Here is an 18,797-nt window from a genome sequence, read left to right as displayed (position 1 = left end):
CAAGGCACAGGCGCGAAGAATCGCGGCCCTGCACGCTCATTCATTACCGGGGTCCGACACCATGTCGCTGTTCAATCGCCATCGTTTCCTGCGCCATGTGGTCGCACTTTCCGCCGCGCTGCTGGCCGCACCGATCGTGGCCTGGGCCGCGCCCGCCACGGGTGAACCCGTGTGGTTCGGCGTGAGCGGGCCGCTCACCGGGCAGAACGCGCAGTACGGCGCGCAATGGAAGGCCGGCTTCGACCTCGCGCTCGAACACATCAATGCGCAGGGCGGCATCCACGGCCGCCCACTGGCCTACAACTTCGAAGACAGCCAGAGCGATCCGCGCCAGTCGGTGGCCATTGCACAGAAGCTGGTGAACGACAAGCGCGTGCTCATCGAGCTGGGCGACTTCTCGAGCCCGGCTTCGATGGCCGCGTCGCCCATCTACCAGCGCGCGGGCCTCGTGCAGCTGGGCTTCACCAACTCGCACCCCGACTTCACCAAGGGCGGCGATTTCATCTGGAGCCCGTCGATCAGCCAGGCCGACGCGCAGCCGCTGCTGGCCGAACTCGCGGTGAAGACGCTGGGCTTCAAGCGCATCGCGGTGCTGTACCTCAACACCGACTGGGGCCGCACCAGCAAGGACGTGCTGGTGAAGGCCGCGCAGGAACGTGGCGCGCAGCTCGCGATTGCCGAGGGCTACCAGCCCGACGAGAAAGACTTCCGCTCGACGCTGGTGCGCGTGCGCGACGCCAACCCCGATGGGCTCGTGCTCATCTCTTACTACCCCGATGGCGCGCTCATCGCGGGGCAGGTGCGCAGCGTGGGGCTCAAGCAGCCGATCGCCGCGGTGGGCTCGGTGTATTCGCCGAAGTTCATCGAGCTTGGCGGCGCTGCGGTGAACGGCATCTACACCAACACGGCCTTCTATCCCGAAGAGCCGCGCGCCGAGGTGCAGGACTTCGTGAAGAGCTTCCGTGCGAAGTACAACAAGGAGCCGGATGCCTTCAACGCCTACGCGTATGACGCCGTGGTGTACGCCGCGGCAGCGCTGCGCCAGGCCGGCCCGAAGGCCGATCGCAAGGCGGTGCGCGATGCGTTCTACAAGATCAAGGACGTGCCCAGCGTGATCTTCGGCAAGGCGAGCTTCGATGCGCAGACGCGCCGGGTGGTGGGCGTGAAGAGCGTGAATCTGGTGGTGAAGGATGGCAAGTGGGCGCAGGTCGATGAGAAGGCGACGCTGGCCTTGTCGAAATGAGCGGTCTTTTGTCTTTTTCCCTCTCCCTCTGGGAGAGGGCCAAGGTGAGGGCAGTCGGCATCACAACATCGCGCGGCCTTGATTGCCGCGTGCCCTCACCCCAACCCTCTCCCAGAGGGAGAGGGAGAAAGACGGGGAGAGGGGGCGCGGCCCTCATCAAGGCTGCCCGATGAGCTTCACCTCCTTCTTCGACTACACGGTCAACGGCCTGATCATCGGCAACATCTATGCGTTGCTGGCAGTCGGGCTCGCGCTGATCTTCGGTGTCTCGCACCTGATCAACTTCGCGCACGGCTCGGTCTACACCGTCGGCGCGTACATCGGCTGGGCCAGCATCACCTACCTGCACACGCCGCTGCCCGTGACCATCCTGCTCGTGGTGCTCGGCTCTGGCGCGCTCGGCATGCTGATCGAGCGCGTGGGCCTGCGGCCGCTGCAGGGCGCCGCGCGCATCGCGCCGCTGCTGGCCACCATCGGCATCAGCTTCGTGCTCGACATCCTTGTGCAGCTGGTCTTTAGCCCCGACCCGCGCTCGCTGCCCACGCAGCTGCCCGACTGGCGGCTGAAGATCGGCACCGGCACCATCGGCGCGCTCGACCTGCTGATCGCGGGCATCGGCATCACCAGCGCGGCGGTGCTGTTTCTCTTCTTGCGTTTCACGAAGCTGGGCTGGGCCGTGCGCGCCACCGCGCAAGACCGCGACGCGGCGCAGCAGATGGGCGTGGACGTCGACCGCGTCAACCAGACGGTGTTTGCCATCGCCGCCGCACTGGGCGGCCTCTCGGGCCTGCTGGTGGGCATGTACTACAACAACATCAGCCCGGCGATGAGCTTCCAGGCCACGCTCAAGGGCGTGGTGGCCACCGTGGTCGGCGGCGTGGGCAACGTGCCGGGTGCCATCGTCGGCAGCCTGCTGCTGGGGCTGATCGAGAGCTATGGCGTGGCGATTCTCGGCACGCCGTATCGCAACCTCTTTGCCTTCGCGTTGCTGCTGGTCATCCTCGTGTGGAAGCCCAACGGACTGTTCGGCCGCAAGCGCGCGCTGCCGCCCGAGCCGCTGACCGGTACCTTCATCGCGCCGAGCAAGCCGTGGCACATACCGCGCCGTGTGCTTGCCGCGTTGTTCGCGGCGGCGGTGGCATTGCCGTTCTTCGATCCATCGCCGTACCTGCTGCAGACGCTCACCAACGCATGGCTCTATGGCGCGCTGGCATTGAGCCTCACGCTGGTGGCGGGCACCATCGGGCAGATCTCGCTCGGCCATGCGGGGCTGCTGGCCATCGGCGCGTATGCGTCGTCGCTGCTGGTGCTCGACCTGCACCTGCCGGTGGGCACGGGCATCGTGCTCGCGGGCATCCTCACGTCGCTGATCGGCACCGCGCTGATCTTCCCGGCGTTCAGGCTGCGCGGCCACTACGTGTCGATCGCTACGCTGGGCATCGGCGAGATCGTGGCGCTCACCATCCTCAACTGGGAGAGCTTGACGCGCGGGCCCATCGGTGTGTCGGGCATTCCGCCGCTCTCGCTGTTCGGGCGCGATGCCTCGTCGAACGAGGCCATCTACTGGGCCTCCTTCGGTGCGATGGTGTTGCTGGCCCTGCTGCAGTGGCGCTTGCTGCGCTCGCACCTGGGCCGCACCTTCCGCGCGGTGCGCGAAGACGAAGTGGCCGCGCGTGCCTACGGCGTGAGCCCCGACCGCTACAAGGCGCTGGCCTTCGGCTTCGGCGGTTTCGCGGCGGGCGTGAGCGGTGCCTTCACCGCGCACATGTACTCGTACATCAACCATGAGACCTTCGGCTCGCAGATCTCGATCCTCGCGCTGACGATGGTGATCCTCGGCGGGCTCGGCAACATCAGCGGCGCCTTGCTCGGCGCGGTCGCGCTCGTGAGCCTGCCAGAGCTGTTCCGCGTGACGGCCGAGTACCGGATGCTGATCTACGGCGTCGCATTGCTTCTGTTGATCCGCTTCCGCCCGCAAGGCCTGCTGGGCACTGTCTGAAAGAACCACACACACCATGAGCCACCTCAACGACTACCTCGCCGAGAAACGCGCTGCCGTGCTGGCACGCAATGCCGCCGTCGAGGCCGGCACCGCGCAGCCCCTGCAGCTCAAGGCCAGCGTGAAGGCCGAAGGCCGCAGCGGCGTGCGGCGCCTGCGCATTCGCGACCACCAGGTCATCAGCGACAGCCCACCCGATTTCGCAGGCTACAACCTCGGCCCGAGTTCGCCCGAGCTGCAGCTCGGCGTGCTCGGCACCTGCGTCACGCACATCTTCCTGATCCAGGCGGCCGAGCGCCAGGTGCCGCTCGAAAGCCTCGAAGTGGAAGTGACCGGCATCATCGATCCGCGCGGCGGCAAGCCGGGCCACGAGCAGACGCCGATCTGGCCGCACCAGATCGGCTACACGGTGCACATCGATTCGCCCGCAAGCCGCGAAGACATCGACGCATTGTTCGAGGCCGTGGAGCGCAACTGCCCCATCCTCAACCTGCTGCGCAATCCGCAGACCATCCGCGCCGAAGTGAAGCTCGTCAACTCGAAGGCAGAGGCGGCCAACGCGCCGTCGAAGGCGGGCGATGCCATCGCTGCTTGAGATCCGCGGGCTCACGCGCCGCTTCGGCGGGCTGACGGCGGTGAACGCGGTCGACCTGCAGGTGGGCGAGGGCGAACTGCTCAGCGTGATCGGCCCCAACGGCGCGGGCAAGACCACGCTCTTCAACCTCGTGACCGGCCTCGACCGGCCCGATGCCGGGCAGGTGCTGTTCGACGGGCAGGACATCACCGGCCTGCCGGCGCAGCAGCTCGCGCAGCGCGGCCTGGCGCGCACCTTCCAGCATGGCCGGGTGTTCGCGAACCTCTCGGTGCTCGACAACGTGCTGGTCGGTGCGCACACGCGGCTGCGCGCCGTGAAACCGCGCGTGGGCGGCGTGCCGGGGCTGGGTGCGCTGGCCGAGCTGGCGCTCGCGCTGGTGCAGCCCGCCGCCGTGCGTCGCGAAGAGCAGGCGCTGCGCGACGAGGCACACGCCATCATCGCGCTCTTCGGCGAACGGCTCACGCCACGCACCGCGCATCCGGCATACAGCCTCTCGTACGCGAACCGCCGCCGCGTGGAGATCGCACGCGCGCTCGCCCTCAGGCCGCGCCTGTTGCTGCTCGACGAGCCCACCGCGGGCATGAACGAAAGCGAGACCGCAGAGATGCTGGAGATCATTCGCGGCCTCAAGTCGCGCGGCCAGACCATCCTGCTGATCGAACACAAGCTCGACCTCGTGATGCAGCTGTCGGACCGCGTGGTGGTGCTCGACGATGGCCGCAAGATCGCCGAAGGCCTGCCCGATGAAGTGCGCAACGATCCGGCGGTGATCGAGGCCTACCTCGGGCATCGCCATGTGGGTGAGGCTCATGAGTTACGCCAGGTCAGTGAAGAAGCGGTGCCCGCATGATCGCCACCGTCGCCCGCTCCGGTCTCGCTCCCTCTCCTCTGTGGGGAGAGGGTTGGGGTGAGGGGCTGCCCGAACGCACGACGGCGATCGCTTCCAGCAGCGCCACGCAGCCCCTTCTGCAACTCAGGAAGATCAACAGCTTCTACGGCCCCGTACAAGCCCACTTCGACCTCGACATCGAAGTACGCAAGGGCCAGATCGTCAGCCTGCTCGGCGGCAACGCCAGCGGCAAGTCGACCACGATGAAGATCGTGCTGGGGCTGCTCAAGCCGCGCTCGGGCGAAGTCAACTTCAACGGCGCATCCACGCTCGGCCTGAGCACGCCGCAGATCATCCGCAAAGGCATCGGCTCGGTGCCCGAGGCGCGCCGCCTGTTCCCCGCGATGACCGTGCGCGAGAACCTGCTGATGGGCGCCTATGCGCGCAGCGACCGCAAGGCCGTGGCCGAAGACTTGGAGCGCATGCTCGAGCTGTTCCCGCGCGTGGCCGAGCGCATCGAGTTCCAGGCCGGCACGCTCTCGGGCGGCGAGCAGCAGATGGTGGCGATGGCGCGCGCGCTCATGGGCCGTCCGCAGCTCATCTGCATGGACGAGCCGACCATGGGCCTGTCGCCGCTGTATGTCGACAAGGTGCTCGAACTCATCGCGCGCATCAACGCGCAGGGCGTTTCGGTCTTCATGGTCGAGCAGAACGCCAGCCTTGCACTGCAGATCGCGCACCACGGCTATGTGCTGCAGACCGGGCGCATCGTGCTGTCGGGCCCGGCGCGCGAGTTGCTGGCCGACGCGCGCATCCGCGATGCCTACCTTGGCGGCGAGGGCGCTGCCCGCACCGCCTCTTGAAGACGACTAAACGGACACGGGGAGACCGAACACCATGCCATTGACACTCGACCACATCGTGATTGCGGTGCACGACCTCGAACGCACCATCGCCGACTACGGCGCGCTCGGGTTTCACGTGCTGCGCGGCGGCGACCATCCGGGGCGTGCCACGCACAACGCGCTGGTGGTGTTCGGCGACGGCAGCTACTTCGAACTGATCGCATGGCGCCAGCCGTCCCCCAACGAGCGCTGGTGGCAACTGCTGCAGCGGCATGGCGAAGGCATCGTCGACTTCGCGCTGCTGCCGCGCGACACCGCGATCACCGTGGCCGATGCCAAGGCGCGCAGCCTCACGCTCGAAGGCCCGCTCGACGGTGGCCGCGTGCGCCCCGACGGCGAACGCCTGCGCTGGCAGACCGCGCGCCCATCGACGGCCGACTTGCCCTTTTTGTGTGGCGACCTCACGCCGCGCGTCTTGCGCGTGCCCGAGGGCGATGTGCGCGTGCATGCCAACGGCGCGCTCGGTGTGGCGAGCCTTGCGATCGCGGTGCGCGACCTCGACGCCACGCTGGCGCGCTACCGCGCCTTGCTCGGCATCGTGCCCGACGATGCCGACACCCACATCGGCGAGCCGGTGGCGGTGCCCGGCAGCAATGTGCGCGTGGCGGTCATCGCGCTGGGGCGCAGCGTGCTCGTGCTTTCATCGCCGCGCGACAACAACGCGTCGGCCGCGCAAGAGGGCGGCAGCAACACGCTCGCGCAGCGGATCGCTGCCCGTGGCGAAGGCCCGTACGCGCTGGTGCTGCACACCGACCGGCCGCAATCGACGGGCGTGTTTGACCTGGCACGCACGCATGGCGCGCTGATCGAACTCGACCTGCCGCCGCTGGACCGTGCCGACAGGCATGGCGTCCCGCACGGCTACCAGGGCAGCAGCCTGGTGGGCGGATAGGTCGCAGGCCCGGGCCCGACCAGCGGCGAAGAGCGCGCGTTCAGGCCACGCGTTCGCGCAGCTGGAACACATTGCCCTCGGGGTCGTGCCCGTCGCAATGGCGATGGCCATTGAATTCCCATTCGGCCGTGGCCGGCTTCAACGCGCCGCCGCCTTCGGCCGCGAGGGACCGCGCGCGTGCGAGGCTGTCGACCGGGAAGATGAATTTCAGCGCGGTGTTCTCGCGCGGCACCGGCGGTTGTGCGATCTGCACCTTCGCGGCGACGCCCGGATTCATCGCGACAATGAAGAGCTGCAGCGCCGGTGATTCCAGGCTCGCATGGTCGGGCTCCGGTGGCAAGAGTGTCAGCTGCGCGACCTTCGCGTAGAACGCGCCCACGCGGGCCACGTCCTTGGCATAGATGACGGCGGCTGCAACGGTTTGATCTGGCATACGTACCTCCTCGATGGCTTCCTTGTTGTTCGGCTACTTCGTTTCGATTCTGCCTGCGGGTGTGCTCGCGCTGGCCTTGCTGCTGCTGATTCCGCGCGCACTCGTCGGCGCGCGGCTGGCCGTGCACATCCTGTTCTTCATCCTGGCGCGCGATGCCATGAGCCCTGCGGGGTTCTGGCAACTGAACGCGGGCTCGATGCGACTGAGCGGACCGGCGCCGGTGCTGCTGGCGTTGGCCGGCATGTCGGCCGCGCTGGTCGTCGGCGTGGCCTGGCTGGAGCGTGCGGCGCGCGAGGGCATGCCGTGGTGGCGCAAGGGGCAGGTGGTGGCATCGGTGCTCTGGGGTGTGGCGGGTGCGGTCGTGGTCACGGCCATCGCCGCCGCGCTGAAGGCGGCGTTGGGGCTGCCGTCGCTGCCGGCGCCGAGCCCTTCCATGTACGCGCCGATCCTGGCCTTCACGCTGCTGGGCAATGCTTATGAGGAGCTGCTGTTTCGCGGCATGCTGCAGGAGCGCCTGGCGCGGCATATGTCGGCGACACGCGCTCTGCTGGTGGGCGCCGTGATGTTCAGCCTGTGCCATGCGTGGCTGGCGTTGATCGTCACGCGCGTGGGCCTGCCGGTGCTGGTCTTCACGCTGATCGAAGGGCTGGTCGCCGGTTTCGTGTACCGGCGCGCGGGGCTGTTGGGTGCCACGCTGGCGCATGGCCTTGCGATCTTCGCACTCGCGATCGGCCTGTACTGATCGATCCGACGCCGGTCAGGCCGCGCGGCCGGCGGCGTGCGCCTTGCGCAACTCGGCCTGCATCTTCTTCTGCAGCGGCAGGCCGCCTTTTTCGAGCGCCGCGGCGGGCGCTGCGCTCTGCTTCGTCGCGGACGTGTGCTTGCGCCCCCAGATACCGAGCTGCGTTACCACCGGCAGAAGGTCGATGCCCTTCGGCGTGAGGCTGTAGATGGCCTTCTGCTTGTGGCTCGGGTCGTCGGTCTTGGTGAGCACGCCCTGTTCGACGAGCGTGTTGAGCCGCTCGGTCAGGATGTTCGAGGAGATGCCTTCCTCGGACTGCAGGAACTCCCGGAAGTGCCGCTTGCCGGCAAACATCATGTCGCGAACGATCAGCAGGCTCCAGCGGTCGCCGAGGACTTCGAGCGCGAGGTTGATCGGGCACAGCGATTTCTGTTGGGTGGCCATGGGGCTCGTGCGGGTTGAAAAAACTGATTGCAGTTTCGCACCAGTTAACCAATACTCCAACCGATTGCATTTCAAGAGCAGTTGCATTGAAGGAAACGAAGGAGAAGCCGCATGCGAAAACTCATACTCCAGATGCAGATGTCCGTCGATGGATACGTCTCGCCTGCCAACGGCAATCTCGACTGGCAGGTGTGGGGCTGGGGCGACCGCTGGGCCTGGGACGACCGGCTGAAGGAAGACTTCAACGCCGTCTTCAGCGGCGTCGACACCATCCTGCTGAGCCGCAAGATCGCGGAAGAGGGCTATCTCGACCATTGGGGCCGCGCGGCGAAGAACCATCCGGCCGATCCGCACTACGACTTTGCACGAAAGGTGGTCGATGCGCGGAAGGTCGTGCTCACCGACAAGCTGAAGGCATCGCGCTGGGAGCGCACCGTCATTGCGCGCGGCAGCATGGCCGATGAGGTGAACGCGCTCAAGCAGCAGGGCGGCAAGAACATCCTCTGCATTGGCGGCGTGGGCTTCGCGTCGTCGCTGGTGGCGCACGGGCTGGTCGACGAGTTCCAGTTCTTCGTCAATCCCACGGCCGTGGGCGGTGGCCGCTCGGTGTTCCACGACCCGCACAAGGGCCACAAACTGCGCTTGCTGCAGTCCACGGCCTACGAATGCGGTGTGGTGGTCAACCGCTACGCCCCGATTTGAAGGACAAGGCCTCGTGCAGATACCAGCGCTTACCTGATTTCACCTGACCCTGACCTGAAGTGTTCGATCGCGACACATGCGCGGCACACAATGGACTCGTCATCAACGCATGAAGGAGTTCCAGATGATCAGCAATTCAAGGAGCATGGCCGTCGCTGCTGCGGCGCTCGCGATGTGCATGGCCGCAGGGAGCGCCTTTGCGCAAGACCGCCGCTTCGACGGCCGCCCCGGCGACGGTCGCTATGAACAGCGCGGCCCCAACGTCGATCACCGCGGCCCTCCGGGCTATCGCGGCAACCAGGACTTCCGCGATGGTCGCCAGTTCGATCGCCGTGGCTTCCCGCAGCCGCACGTCGAATGGCGCCGCGGTGGCCGCGTGCCGCCCGAGTACCTGGGCCGCAACTACGTGGTGAACGACTGGCGCGGCTATCGCCTGCAGCCGCCGCCCCGTGGGTATCAGTGGGTCGGCGTGGGCGGCGACTTCGTGCTCGCGGCCATTGCCACCGGCGTGATCGCGAACATCATCGCAGGCCAGTAAACAGAGGCCTGCGTCGCATGTGGCCACGCAACCGCGCGGCCGCGACCGACGACCCGAAGCCGCCACAGGCCACTGTGGCGGCTTTTCTTTGGGGGGAGGCGGGCCCTCAGGCCAGTGCGGTGGGCACGGACTGGGCGCACACGTTGCGCCCGGTGATGGTCAGCCGAAGGCCGCCACCGTGCCATTCGAGCCAGTTAAGGCTCACATACGCGTCGATGTCGCTGTCGTCGATGCGGTCGGCCTGGCGGCTCTGCAGAAGCTCCACCGTGGCAGGCAACGCCCGTCTCAATCGCTCGCGCCGCTCGGCTGCATCGGCCGCCTTGAGGGCGGCCCTTGTTTGCTGTTGCTGCTGCTGCGGGGTCGATGCCATTGCTGATCCGTTTCCAGGAAGCCAGGGAATTAACCCGAATGTACGCCCCTTGTGTGAAGGCGCATTCTTCTTTTTTAACCTCTCTGTCGTCCGTAGTACACGCCACGCAACAGCTGCTGGACAGTCCCTAGATTTCGTAGTGCGATGCCCTTGCCTCATCGCCCAAAGCCTTCTCCACAACCGCGCGCGTCAGCGTGGGCGCAAACGACTCGATGAAGGCATAGACGTACTTGCGCAGGTAGGTGCCGCGCCGCACCGCGAGCTTGGTGAGGTTGATGCCGAACAGGCGCCCCGCGTCGAGCGCGCGCAGCTGCGTGTCGCGCTCGGCTTCGTAGGCCACGCCGGCCACGATGCCCACGCCCAGGCCCAGCTGCACGTAGGTCTTGATCACGTCGGCATCCATGGCGGCCAGCACGATGTTCGGTTGCAGCCCACGTTGCTCGAAGGCCTCGTCGATGCGCGAACGGCCGGTGAAGCCGGTGTCGTAGGTGATGAGCGGATAACGTGTGAGCGCATCCAGCGTGAGCGGCGCGTCGAGCAGCGGATGGCCCGGCGGCACGATCACCGAATGCGTCCAGCGGTAGCAGGGCAGGGCGACCAGTTGCGGATAGTCGCCCAGCGCCTCGGTGGCGATGCCCACGTCGGCCTCGCCGTCGAGCAGCATCTGCGCGATCTGCTTGGGTGAGCCCTGGTGCAGGTGCAGTTTCACGTTCGGGAACTGCACGCGGAATTCCTGCACCGCCACCGGCATCGCATAGCGCGCCTGCGAGTGCGTGGCTGCCACCGAGAGCAGGCCGCTCTGCTGCGCGACGAACTCCTGTCCGGCGTGCCGCAGGTTGCTGCTCTCCATGAGCATGCGCTCAATGATCGGCAACACATGGCCGCCCGGCTCGGTAAGGCCGGTGAGCCGCTTGCCGGCGCGTACGAAAAGCTCGATGCCGAGTTCTTCTTCGAGCTCGCGGATCTGCCGGCTCACGCCGGGCTGGGAGGTGTGAAGGGTGTGCGCGACTTCGGTCAGGTTGAAGCCGCAACGAACGGCCTCGCGTACCGAGCGCAGTTGTTGAAAGTTCATCTGGCGCGGAAGGGTCGGGGCTCCGGAGCGGAGCCGACCGGCGATTCTCGGCACAAGTGCTTATTCGGGGAACGATGCGTTTGTTGGTTTCACATGAGCAAAACATCTTTAGAGCCTCTGCCGATGGGTGGCTTGTAATTTCGCACGTCCGTGCTAAAGTTCGTCGCATGGACGCCAAGACCCAGAAAAGCGAACTCACCCGCACCGCCATCGTCGGTGCGGCGATGAACCTTGCGCTGGCCGAAGGGCTGGAGGCGATCACGCTGCAGGCCGTCGCGAGCCGGCTCGGGCTGTCCAAGAGCGGCGTGTTCTCGCGCGTGGGTTCGCGCGAGGCGCTGCAGAAGGCCGTCATCGAGGAGTACGGCCGTGGCTTCCTGGCCGACGTGTTCGTGCCCGCCATGCAAAAGCCCAAGGGCCTGCCCCGCCTCAACGACATCGTGGCGCGCTGGATCGCCCGCACGCGCGATGTCGAGATGCACACCGGGTGCCTCTATATGGCCGGTGCCTTCGAGTTCGACGACCGTGAAGGCGAGCTGCGCGACGTGCTGTTCGACGAGATCACGCGCTGGCGCGCGGCGCTGCGCCGCACGGTGATGCTCGCGGTGGAAACCGGCGAGCTCAAGGCCGATACCGACCCCGCGCAAGTCGTCAGCGAAATGAACGGCGTGATGATGACCCAGCTGCACGACGCGCGCTTCCTGCGCGATCCGCAGGCCGCCGACCGCGCCACGCAGACCTGGCAGCGGCTTCTTTCCAGCTACCTCGCCTGACTCGGGAAGAAGCAGGCTGATTCCCCGCGTTTCCATTTGCCAATATTTCGCACAGTCGTGCGATAAATAGGAGAAGCACCATGCTGATCATTGCCCTTTTTCTCGCCGCCTACGCGGCCGTCCTCGGCGTCCGGACGATGTGCGACACCCTGCGCAGCCTGCCTCGCAGCAATCGCGACTGGGTCTGGTACTAGGCAAGCCTTGTTGTTCAGGGCGCGCAATGCCTCGTGCACGAACAACACACATCCGTTGAATCGACCCCCGGGGACCACCTCATGACAAGCACTTCCGCAGCCTCGAAGACCGCACCCGTCAACTACTACGGCGCCAGCCGGCTGATGCGCGCCATGCGCTTCGGCCTGGGCGCCTCGCAACGCCTCTGGCCTGCGCTGGGTGTGCGCGCCGCCTACCGCGTGTTCGGCACGCCGCTGCCACCCAAGTGGCTCTATCGCGGCCAGCATCCCGGCGCCGACTGGCGGCACGAGGCCTGGTCCTTCGAGGACGCGAGCGTGGGCATCTACCACCTCGCCGCACAGGACTCGGCCGCGGAATCGGCACCCATCGTGCTGCTGGTGCACGGCTGGGGCGGCCACGCCGGCCAGATGCTGCCGCTGGCCCACGCATTGGCTGCTGCAGGCCTTCGGCCCGTGTTGCTCGAACTGCCGGCCCACGGCCGCAGCGCGGGCACAGCCACCAACGGCGCGCAGTTCGCGCGCGCCATCGACTACGTGACCGCGCGGCTCGCGAACGACGGCCACGCGCTACGCGCGGTGGTGGCGCATTCGCTCGGCGCCAACGCACTGGCCTATGCCGCCGGGCGCGGGCTGCCCGCCGAGCGCATCGTGCTGCTCGCGCCGCCCGCGTCGCCGCGCGAATACACACGCTACTTCGCGCACGCGTTCGGCCTCAGCGAATCCACGCGGGCCGCGATGCAGCGGATGTTCGAGGCGCGCGAAGGCGTGCTCATGCCGCAGTTCGAACCCGCATTCGCCGGGCCGCGCATCGCGCAGCCCACGCTGATCGTGCACGACCGCGATGACCGCGTGAACCGTTTCGCCGATGCCGAGGCCTACCGCGATGCCATCGCCAGCGCACGGCTCGTGGCCACGCGGGGCTGGGGCCATCGCCGCATCCTCAAGGAGGCGGATGTGCTCGACGAAGTGACGCGCTTCCTCATGACGCTGGCGTAGGCAACTTCGAGCCCGCCGGCGGCTACCACGTCGGATGCACCGGCGTGAACACCGGCTTGAACAGGTGCCGCCACACGATCTGCCCGTACCCCCGGTAGTAGAAATGGCCGTTCGCTTCCAGCACCGCCGCGCGGTGGCGCCGGAAGTACACCGGGATCTCGTACCAGGGCATCGTCGGTGCACGGTGATGCACGTGGTGCAGGTTGTTGAAGAGATAGAGCAGGCCGAAGACGACGTTCGATTCGACGATAGCCACCCGCTCGTGCGGCGTGTCGGCCCAGCGGTGCTCGGTGAAGGTGCGCAGCGAGCCCAGCATCATCCCGGGGTAGACGAAGTACAGCAGGTACTCGCCCAGGCTCATACCGCAGACACCGATCGCGTAGTACAGCACCGGCGCCACGCTCAGCGCATGCCAGCCCCAGGTCGGCAGGCGCGAGAAGTTGCCCGAGAGCACCTGCCCGACTTCGAAGCGCACCAGCTTCCACAGGCGCAGGAACGGCCCCAGCACCACGCGGAACGCGATCGTCTGGTTCGCCATGTAGATCCATCGCCACACCGGTCCGTAGCCGGCCCACGCGGGGGCTGAGTGGTAGGCGCTCTCGGTGTCGCGTTCGGGATGCGTCAGGTGGAAGTTGACGTGGTGCGAGCTGTGGCCGCGGTTGTAGAACGGGTAGGGCAGCCACAGGTTGAGCGGCGGCCACACCACGGCGTGGCGCAGCCAGGTCGGCAGATGGCGCATCGCATGGATGCTCTCGTGCTGCAGCGAGAAGTGCAGCTGTGCGAGAAAACCGCCGAGCACGAACAGCGCCCAGCCCGGCAGCGCCCTGTGCCACCACAGCAATGCGGCCCATGCGGCGTACAGCGCGGCCGCCAGCAGCAGCGTGGGCACTTCGTAGCGCCACCACCAATGCTGGCGCGCGGCGGTGGCATTGGTGACAGGTGCGCGCACGGGCGCGGGTGACGGTTCGGCGGTCGAGGTCATGGTGCGAAGGACTGCGATCCTAGGTAAGAAGAACCCGCTTGCATGCGCGCATTTCGCATAAACAAGATCGTGAAACTTCGTTCCTGCCAGAGGGCCTCGCGACCTAGGCTTCATGGCTTTGCCGCGCTCTTGCCGCCGCTTTCGCCCGTCATCGCGTTCGCCCCATGAAACCCACCCTGTTCCGTCTTGCCGCCCTGCTGGGCGCGTTGTCGTCCGCGCTCTTGGTTCTCGCGCCGGCCCACGCCGCCACCGTGGACGACTACCCGACCAAGACCATCCGCGTCGTCGTTCCCTATCCTGCGGGCGGCATCGCCGACAAGCTCGCGCGCGAGGTCGCCGAACAGCTGCAGCAGCGGCTCAAGCAGACGGTGGTGGTCGAAAACCGCAGCGGCGCGGCCGGCAACATCGGCTTCGACTACGTGGCGCGCCAGCCGGCCGACGGCTACACCTTGCTGCTCGCGCCCGCGTCCAACCTCACCGTGCAGCCCGCGCTTTTCAAGCAACTGAGCTACGACCTGGCGCGCGACTTCACACCCGTCTCGCTGCTGGTGCAGACGCCGCAGGTGCTGCTGGTCAACCCGAAGCTGCCCGTCGGCACGCCGCGCGAGCTGATCGACTATTCGAAGAAGCACCCCGGCAAGGTCAACTACGGCATCAGCGTCGGCGCGTACTCGCACTTGGCGGGCGAGCTGCTGAAGACGCAGACCGGTGCCAACTTCACCGCCATCCCGTACCAGGGCAGCGCACCGGCCATCAACGACCTGCTGGGCGGCCAGACGCAGTTCATCTTCAACGAGGTGATCACCGCCATTCCCTTCGTAAAGGCCGGCACGCTCAAGCCGCTGGCCGTGGCCTACAAGACCCGCGCGCCGTGGCTGCCCGACGTTCCCACGACCGCCGAAGCCGGCCTGCCCGGTTTCGAAGTCACCTCGTGGTACGGCGTGGTGGTGCGCAGCGGCACGCCGGCGCCGCTGGTGCAGCGCCTGTCGCGCGAGCTGCGTGACATCGTGCAGTCGGCCGATTTCAGGAAGCGCTACGACGACATCGGTGCGTTCACCGTGGGCAACACGCCCGAGGAGTTCGGTCGCTTCATCCAGACCGAGACGGTCAAGTGGACCGCCGTTGTGAAGCAGGCGGGCATCCAGCCCAACTGATGCCTGGATGAGATCTTGCTAGCTGTTCGTCGTCCGGTCAGAGCGACTGTTGATCCGCCTGCACAAGCACACCGTTCATCGTGCACAGGGCATCGGGTGCTCCCCGCAGCGAAATAAAGGAGGAGGGGCGAAGCCCCGGGGGACATTCGCGGAGGGGAGTACCCGGTGTCCTGTGCACCCACCCCGAAAGCCCGACACAAGATCGAAAAACACACCAAGTGCCAACGTAGTAGAAAACCGAAATGAGCTGGACCCCGAAGAAGGCCATCACCCCCGCCGAACTGCAGACCTTGCTGCTGGCCGAGCCCGCAGAAGAACTGGCCCTGCTCGACGTGCGCGAAACCCGATGGTTCGTGCAGCGCCACCCCAACCTCGCCCGCAATGCGCCATTCAGCGGCCTCGAACTGCAGATCGGCACATTGGTGCCGCGTCGCACCACACCCGTGGTTCTCTACGACGACTACAACGCGCCCGACGGCGCCGCGCACGCAGCAGAAGCACTGCTCACGCGCATCGGCTACACCGACGTGCGCACGCTAGACGGCGGCCTGCAACGCTGGGTGACCGAAGGCCTGCCCGCCATCGACGGCTACGGCACGCTGGTCAAGGCCTTCGGTGATCGCGCCCGCCTGCACTACAGCACGCCGGCCCTGTCCACCGAGGCGCTGCGGGCACGCCAGCGCGACGGCCTGCCGACCACGCTGATCGACGCCCGCCCGCGTGCGGAGTTCGAGTTCCTGTCGCTGCCCGGTGCACGCAACCATGTCGGCACCGAACTGGCACTGCGCCACTTCGAGGCGCACGACACGGCTCACGTGTGGGCCATCAACTGCTTCAGCCGTACGCGCGGCATCATCGGCGCGACCACGCTGCGGCTGCTCGGCCATGCGCCCGACGCGGTGTTCGTCGAAGACGGCGTCATGGCCTGGGGCCTGCAGGGCGCGCCGACCGTCCAGAACGCCGCGCCCGAGGACGAGCTTCCGCCCGAGTTGCCCCAGGTGCTGCGCCGCATCGCCGACGAACTCATCGAACGCCTCGCCCTGCCTCTGGCCGACGCGGAAGAGCTCGCGCGCTGGCGCACCGACGACTCGCGCACGCTCTACATCTTCGACGTGCGGCCCGCCGCCGATCCAGCCCTGGCGGGCACGGCCGTGCAGCACGTGCCAGGTGGCCAGCTGTTGATGCATTTCGAGAACCTCATCGGCACCCGCGGCGCGCGCATCGTGCTGCTCGACGACCCGGCCCATCGCCTGCGCGCGGCCGTCACCAGCTTCTGGCTCACGCAGCTCAACCAGGCCGAGGTGCACATCTACGGCGGCGATGCGTTCCTGCCGGAACAGGCCCCGCCCGCAGCCTCGGTCACCGTCAAGGAAGCACCCCAGGCACTCGACCATGCCGGCCTTGCCCAGCTGCGCAGGAACGGCGCGGTCACGGTGATCGATGTCGGCCCCAGCCTGGACTTCGAACGCGGCCACCTGCCCGGCGCGCTCTACATGCTGCCGGCCTCGCTCGCGCCCCTGGCTGCGCATGCCGCGCCTGGCCGCACGCTGGTCTTCACCTCGCCCGATGGCGCGGTGGCGGCCCGCGTGGCGCGCGATGCGCACCGGCGCTGGCCGGGTTCGGGGGCGGTGTTCACCTGGCTCCAGGGCGGAACGCAGGGCTGGAAGGCCTCAGGGCGGCCGCTGACGACCGCTTTCGTGCCGGCCCAGCTCCTGACCCCGTTCGACGACGACTGGGGCTCGGTGATGCGTGTGTTCGGTCCGCGCCGCGATGCGGCCTGGGCCGACTACCTGGCGTGGGAGCGCGCGCTGTCCGAGCGGGTCGTGCAAGACCCGTCGGTGCGCTTTCGCTTCTTTCCCTGGCCGCCGCTCAGCGCGCAGGCGCAGGCGTCGGATCGGGCAGCTCGATCTTGATGTCGAGCACTTCGAGGTTGTCCTGGGTTTCCAGGTGCACCTTGATGTCGTCCGCGTTGATCGACACGTACTTGGAAATCACCGCCACCAGCTCGCGCTGGAGTTCGGGCAGATAGTCGGGGCGCTTCTTGCCGCTGAGGCTGGAGCGCTCGTGCGCGAGGATGATCTGCAGGCGCTCTTTCGCGACGCTTGCAGTCTTCTTCTTCTCGCCGAGCAGGAACGAGAGAAACGACATGCCTACTTACTCCCGAAAATCCGCTTGAAGAAGCCCGGCTTCTCGGCGTCGACGAAGCGCATCGGTTTCTCTTCGCCGAGAAAGCGCGCCACCACGTCGCTGTAGGCCTGCGCCACGTCGGTGTCCTTGTCGTGGATCGCCGGCACGCCCTGGTTGGAGGCATGCAGCACGCTTTCCGACTCGGGGATCACGCCGATCAGCTTGATGCGCAGGATGTCCTGGATGTCTTCCAGCGAGAGCATCTGTCCGCCCGCCACCCGGTTCGGGTTGTAGCGGGTGATCAGCAGGTGCTCCTTGATGGGGTCGCCGCCGTCCTTGGCGCGCTTGGTCTTGCTGCTGAGCATGCCCAGGATGCGGTCCGAGTCGCGCACCGAAGAGACTTCGGGGTTGGTCACGATCAGCGCCTCATCGGCGAAGTACATCGCCATCATGGCGCCCGTCTCGATGCCGGCGGGCGAGTCGCAGACGATGTATTCGAAGTCCATCGCGGCCAGGTCGGCCAGGATCTTCTCGACGCCTTCCTGCGTCAGGGCTTCCTTGTCGCGCGTCTGCGAGGCAGCCAGCACGAAGAGGTTCTCGCACTGCTTGTCCTTGATGAGCGCCTGGCTCAGGTTGGCTTCGCCCTGGATGACGTTGATCAGGTCGTACACCACGCGGCGTTCGCATCCCATGATCAGGTCGAGGTTGCGCAGGCCCACGTCGAAGTCGATCACGGCCGTCTTCTTGCCCGCGAGCGCCAGGCCCGATGCAAAGCTGGCGCTCGTGGTCGTCTTGCCGACGCCGCCCTTGCCCGAAGTCACCACCACAATTTTGGCCATGGCCATTCCTTCTTGTTTCGATTCAGTTGTTGGTTGTCAGGGTCGTCGCGTTCCGTGAGCCGGTGATCCGGGTCATGGAATCGCGTCGATCGCGATTTTCTTGCCGTCCAGGCGCACCTGGGCCGACTTGCCCAGCACCGTGTCGGGCAGCGGCACCTCATTCGTCCGGTAGATCCCGGCGATGGCCACCAGCTGCGCTTCCATGCAGGTCGAGAAGATCCGCGCCTCGGTGTTGCCGCGCGCGCCGGCAATCGCCTTGCCGCGCAGCGGTGCATACACATGCACGTTGCCGTCGGCAATGACCTCGGCGCCGAAGCTCACCACTGCCGTCACCACCACGTCGCCGCCACGGGCGTAGACCTGCTGGCCCGAGCGCAGCGGTTTGTCGATCAGCAGCGTGCCGTTGGCCGGCACCGGCACTTCGCGCACGATCTGCGGGGCTTCCGACGCGGCCGGGGCCTCGGCGGGCGGGGCAGGGGGGCGGGGTGCGGGCGCCGAGGGCATGGCCGCCAGCGACAGGCCGGCGGCGCGGGCCGCGGCGTTCTGGGCGGCGTTGCCGCCGCGCACCGCGATCGGCTGGGTCTGGTGGCGCGCCAGCAGGCTGCGCAGGGCGGCGAAGTCGATCTCGGCGGTGGCGTCGGCGTCGCCGCCGTCCTCGTCCTGCCCTTGCAGCAGCGAGAGGTCGATCACCACCGGCTCCTGCTCGAAGAAGTCGGGGGAGTCGGCCAGCTGGGCGTCGAGTGCCTCGGCCAGCACGTCCAGGTCGGACGTCTTGAGGATCACTGCAATCAGCGGCAGCGTGGCGCTCTTGAATTCGAAAACCGCCTTGGTGCGCGCGGCGGAGACATCGGCCATTGGGAAAACGTCGGTGCGAAAAGCGTTGGAGTCTAACGGGCGCGGGCTTCCGGCCGGTGACCGGCCCCTCTTTCAAGTACCCGGCACAACACTTCTTGCACGACGTTTCACTTTCC

The 18,797-nt window shown here is 67.1% G+C and carries 21 protein-coding genes; 13 read left to right on the top strand and 8 right to left on the bottom strand.

Annotation, left to right across the window (positions count from 1 at the left end; genetic code table 11):
- Nucleotides 1–61: 61 nt before the first annotated feature.
- The 6 genes from BLQ28_RS17780 to BLQ28_RS17755 all read left to right on the top strand — a co-directional run bounded on the left by BLQ28_RS17780 (nt 62) and on the right by BLQ28_RS17755 (nt 6,463).
- The gene (locus BLQ28_RS17780) at nt 62–1,243 is read left to right on the top strand and encodes an ABC transporter substrate-binding protein (protein ID WP_093242138.1); all 1,182 of its coding nucleotides are present in this window, start codon (nt 62–64) and stop codon (nt 1,241–1,243) included.
- Nucleotides 1,244–1,412: 169 nt separating this feature from the next.
- Nucleotides 1,413–3,242: an ABC transporter permease gene (locus BLQ28_RS17775; RefSeq protein WP_093242135.1), complete on the top strand. Its 1,830-nt coding sequence runs from the start codon at nt 1,413–1,415 to the stop codon at nt 3,240–3,242.
- A gap of 16 nt (nt 3,243–3,258) precedes the next feature.
- Complete coding sequence (locus tag BLQ28_RS17770; protein WP_093242133.1) at nt 3,259–3,837, top strand: OsmC family protein; 579 nt, start codon at nt 3,259–3,261, stop codon at nt 3,835–3,837.
- The gene (locus BLQ28_RS17765) at nt 3,821–4,687 is read left to right on the top strand and encodes an ABC transporter ATP-binding protein (protein ID WP_093242130.1); all 867 of its coding nucleotides are present in this window, start codon (nt 3,821–3,823) and stop codon (nt 4,685–4,687) included. The genes BLQ28_RS17770 and BLQ28_RS17765 overlap by 17 nt, the downstream gene beginning before the upstream one ends.
- Complete coding sequence (locus tag BLQ28_RS17760; protein ID WP_256327350.1) at nt 4,684–5,529, top strand: ABC transporter ATP-binding protein; 846 nt, start codon at nt 4,684–4,686, stop codon at nt 5,527–5,529. The genes BLQ28_RS17765 and BLQ28_RS17760 overlap by 4 nt, the downstream gene beginning before the upstream one ends.
- Before the next feature lie 34 nt (nt 5,530–5,563).
- Nucleotides 5,564–6,463, top strand: a complete 900-nt coding sequence (locus BLQ28_RS17755; RefSeq protein WP_093242127.1) for a VOC family protein — start codon at nt 5,564–5,566, stop codon at nt 6,461–6,463.
- Nucleotides 6,464–6,503: 40 nt separating this feature from the next.
- On the opposite strand, the gene BLQ28_RS17750 is transcribed toward BLQ28_RS17755, so the two are convergent.
- Nucleotides 6,504–6,896 carry a VOC family protein gene (locus BLQ28_RS17750; protein WP_093242125.1) on the bottom strand — a complete coding sequence of 131 codons (393 nt, stop codon included), beginning with the start codon at nt 6,894–6,896 and terminating at the stop codon, nt 6,504–6,506.
- 13 nt (nt 6,897–6,909) lie between these two features.
- Between BLQ28_RS17750 and BLQ28_RS17745 the strand changes: the two genes are divergently transcribed.
- Nucleotides 6,910–7,638 (top strand): CPBP family intramembrane glutamic endopeptidase, encoded by a 729-nt coding sequence (locus tag BLQ28_RS17745; protein ID WP_093242122.1) that lies wholly within the window; start codon nt 6,910–6,912, stop codon nt 7,636–7,638.
- Nucleotides 7,639–7,653: 15 nt separating this feature from the next.
- Here the strand turns inward: BLQ28_RS17745 and BLQ28_RS17740 are convergent, their stop codons facing one another.
- Nucleotides 7,654–8,082 (bottom strand): winged helix-turn-helix transcriptional regulator, encoded by a 429-nt coding sequence (locus tag BLQ28_RS17740; protein WP_093242120.1) that lies wholly within the window; start codon nt 8,080–8,082, stop codon nt 7,654–7,656.
- A 111-nt stretch (nt 8,083–8,193) separates the two neighbouring features.
- Between BLQ28_RS17740 and BLQ28_RS17735 the strand changes: the two genes are divergently transcribed.
- Both BLQ28_RS17735 and BLQ28_RS17730 read left to right on the top strand, forming a co-directional pair.
- Nucleotides 8,194–8,784 (top strand): dihydrofolate reductase family protein, encoded by a 591-nt coding sequence (locus BLQ28_RS17735; RefSeq protein WP_093242117.1) that lies wholly within the window; start codon nt 8,194–8,196, stop codon nt 8,782–8,784.
- A 124-nt stretch (nt 8,785–8,908) separates the two neighbouring features.
- Nucleotides 8,909–9,322 (top strand): RcnB family protein, encoded by a 414-nt coding sequence (locus tag BLQ28_RS17730; RefSeq protein WP_093243395.1) that lies wholly within the window; start codon nt 8,909–8,911, stop codon nt 9,320–9,322.
- A 106-nt stretch (nt 9,323–9,428) separates the two neighbouring features.
- Here BLQ28_RS17730 and BLQ28_RS17725 read toward each other — a convergent pair whose 3' ends face one another.
- Together BLQ28_RS17725 and BLQ28_RS17720 are read right to left on the bottom strand one after the other, a co-directional pair.
- Nucleotides 9,429–9,692, bottom strand: coding sequence for a hypothetical protein (locus BLQ28_RS17725; protein WP_093242115.1), 264 nt, complete (start codon nt 9,690–9,692; stop codon nt 9,429–9,431).
- Nucleotides 9,693–9,819: 127 nt separating this feature from the next.
- Nucleotides 9,820–10,764 carry a CysB family HTH-type transcriptional regulator gene (locus BLQ28_RS17720; RefSeq protein WP_093242112.1) on the bottom strand — a complete coding sequence of 315 codons (945 nt, stop codon included), beginning with the start codon at nt 10,762–10,764 and terminating at the stop codon, nt 9,820–9,822.
- Nucleotides 10,765–10,931: 167 nt separating this feature from the next.
- Here BLQ28_RS17720 and BLQ28_RS17715 point away from each other — a divergent pair, with 167 nt between their 5' ends.
- Together BLQ28_RS17715 and BLQ28_RS17710 are read left to right on the top strand one after the other, a co-directional pair.
- Nucleotides 10,932–11,534 (top strand): TetR/AcrR family transcriptional regulator, encoded by a 603-nt coding sequence (locus tag BLQ28_RS17715; protein ID WP_093242110.1) that lies wholly within the window; start codon nt 10,932–10,934, stop codon nt 11,532–11,534.
- 275 nt (nt 11,535–11,809) lie between these two features.
- On the top strand, nt 11,810–12,724 hold the full coding sequence (locus tag BLQ28_RS17710) for an alpha/beta fold hydrolase (RefSeq protein WP_093242107.1): 915 nt from the start codon (nt 11,810–11,812) through the stop codon (nt 12,722–12,724).
- 22 nt (nt 12,725–12,746) lie between these two features.
- On the opposite strand, the gene BLQ28_RS17705 is transcribed toward BLQ28_RS17710, so the two are convergent.
- Nucleotides 12,747–13,706, bottom strand: coding sequence for a fatty acid desaturase (locus tag BLQ28_RS17705; protein WP_093242106.1), 960 nt, complete (start codon nt 13,704–13,706; stop codon nt 12,747–12,749).
- A gap of 164 nt (nt 13,707–13,870) precedes the next feature.
- On the opposite strand from BLQ28_RS17705, the gene BLQ28_RS17700 reads away from it, so the two are divergent.
- Together BLQ28_RS17700 and BLQ28_RS17695 are read left to right on the top strand one after the other, a co-directional pair.
- On the top strand, nt 13,871–14,860 hold the full coding sequence (locus BLQ28_RS17700; protein ID WP_093242103.1) for a Bug family tripartite tricarboxylate transporter substrate binding protein: 990 nt from the start codon (nt 13,871–13,873) through the stop codon (nt 14,858–14,860).
- A 242-nt stretch (nt 14,861–15,102) separates the two neighbouring features.
- Nucleotides 15,103–16,773, top strand: a complete 1,671-nt coding sequence (locus tag BLQ28_RS17695; protein ID WP_093242101.1) for a rhodanese-like domain-containing protein — start codon at nt 15,103–15,105, stop codon at nt 16,771–16,773.
- On the opposite strand, the gene minE is transcribed toward BLQ28_RS17695, so the two are convergent.
- The 3 genes from minE to minC form a co-directional block, all read right to left on the bottom strand.
- Complete coding sequence (gene minE / locus BLQ28_RS17690) at nt 16,730–17,008, bottom strand: cell division topological specificity factor MinE (protein WP_093242098.1); 279 nt, start codon at nt 17,006–17,008, stop codon at nt 16,730–16,732. The two genes, BLQ28_RS17695 and minE, sit on opposite strands and share 44 nt — an antisense overlap.
- A 2-nt stretch (nt 17,009–17,010) precedes the next feature.
- Complete coding sequence (minD, locus tag BLQ28_RS17685; RefSeq protein WP_093243393.1) at nt 17,011–17,826, bottom strand: septum site-determining protein MinD; 816 nt, start codon at nt 17,824–17,826, stop codon at nt 17,011–17,013.
- A 72-nt stretch (nt 17,827–17,898) separates the two neighbouring features.
- Nucleotides 17,899–18,681: a septum site-determining protein MinC gene (minC, locus tag BLQ28_RS17680; RefSeq protein WP_093242095.1), complete on the bottom strand. Its 783-nt coding sequence runs from the start codon at nt 18,679–18,681 to the stop codon at nt 17,899–17,901.
- Between the last annotated feature and the right edge of the window lie 116 nt (nt 18,682–18,797).

It is taken from the genome of Variovorax sp. EL159, assembly GCF_900100965.1.
Classification (GTDB): Bacteria; Pseudomonadota; Gammaproteobacteria; order Burkholderiales; family Burkholderiaceae_C; genus Variovorax.
This window is presented reverse-complemented; position numbering and strand designations above follow the sequence as displayed.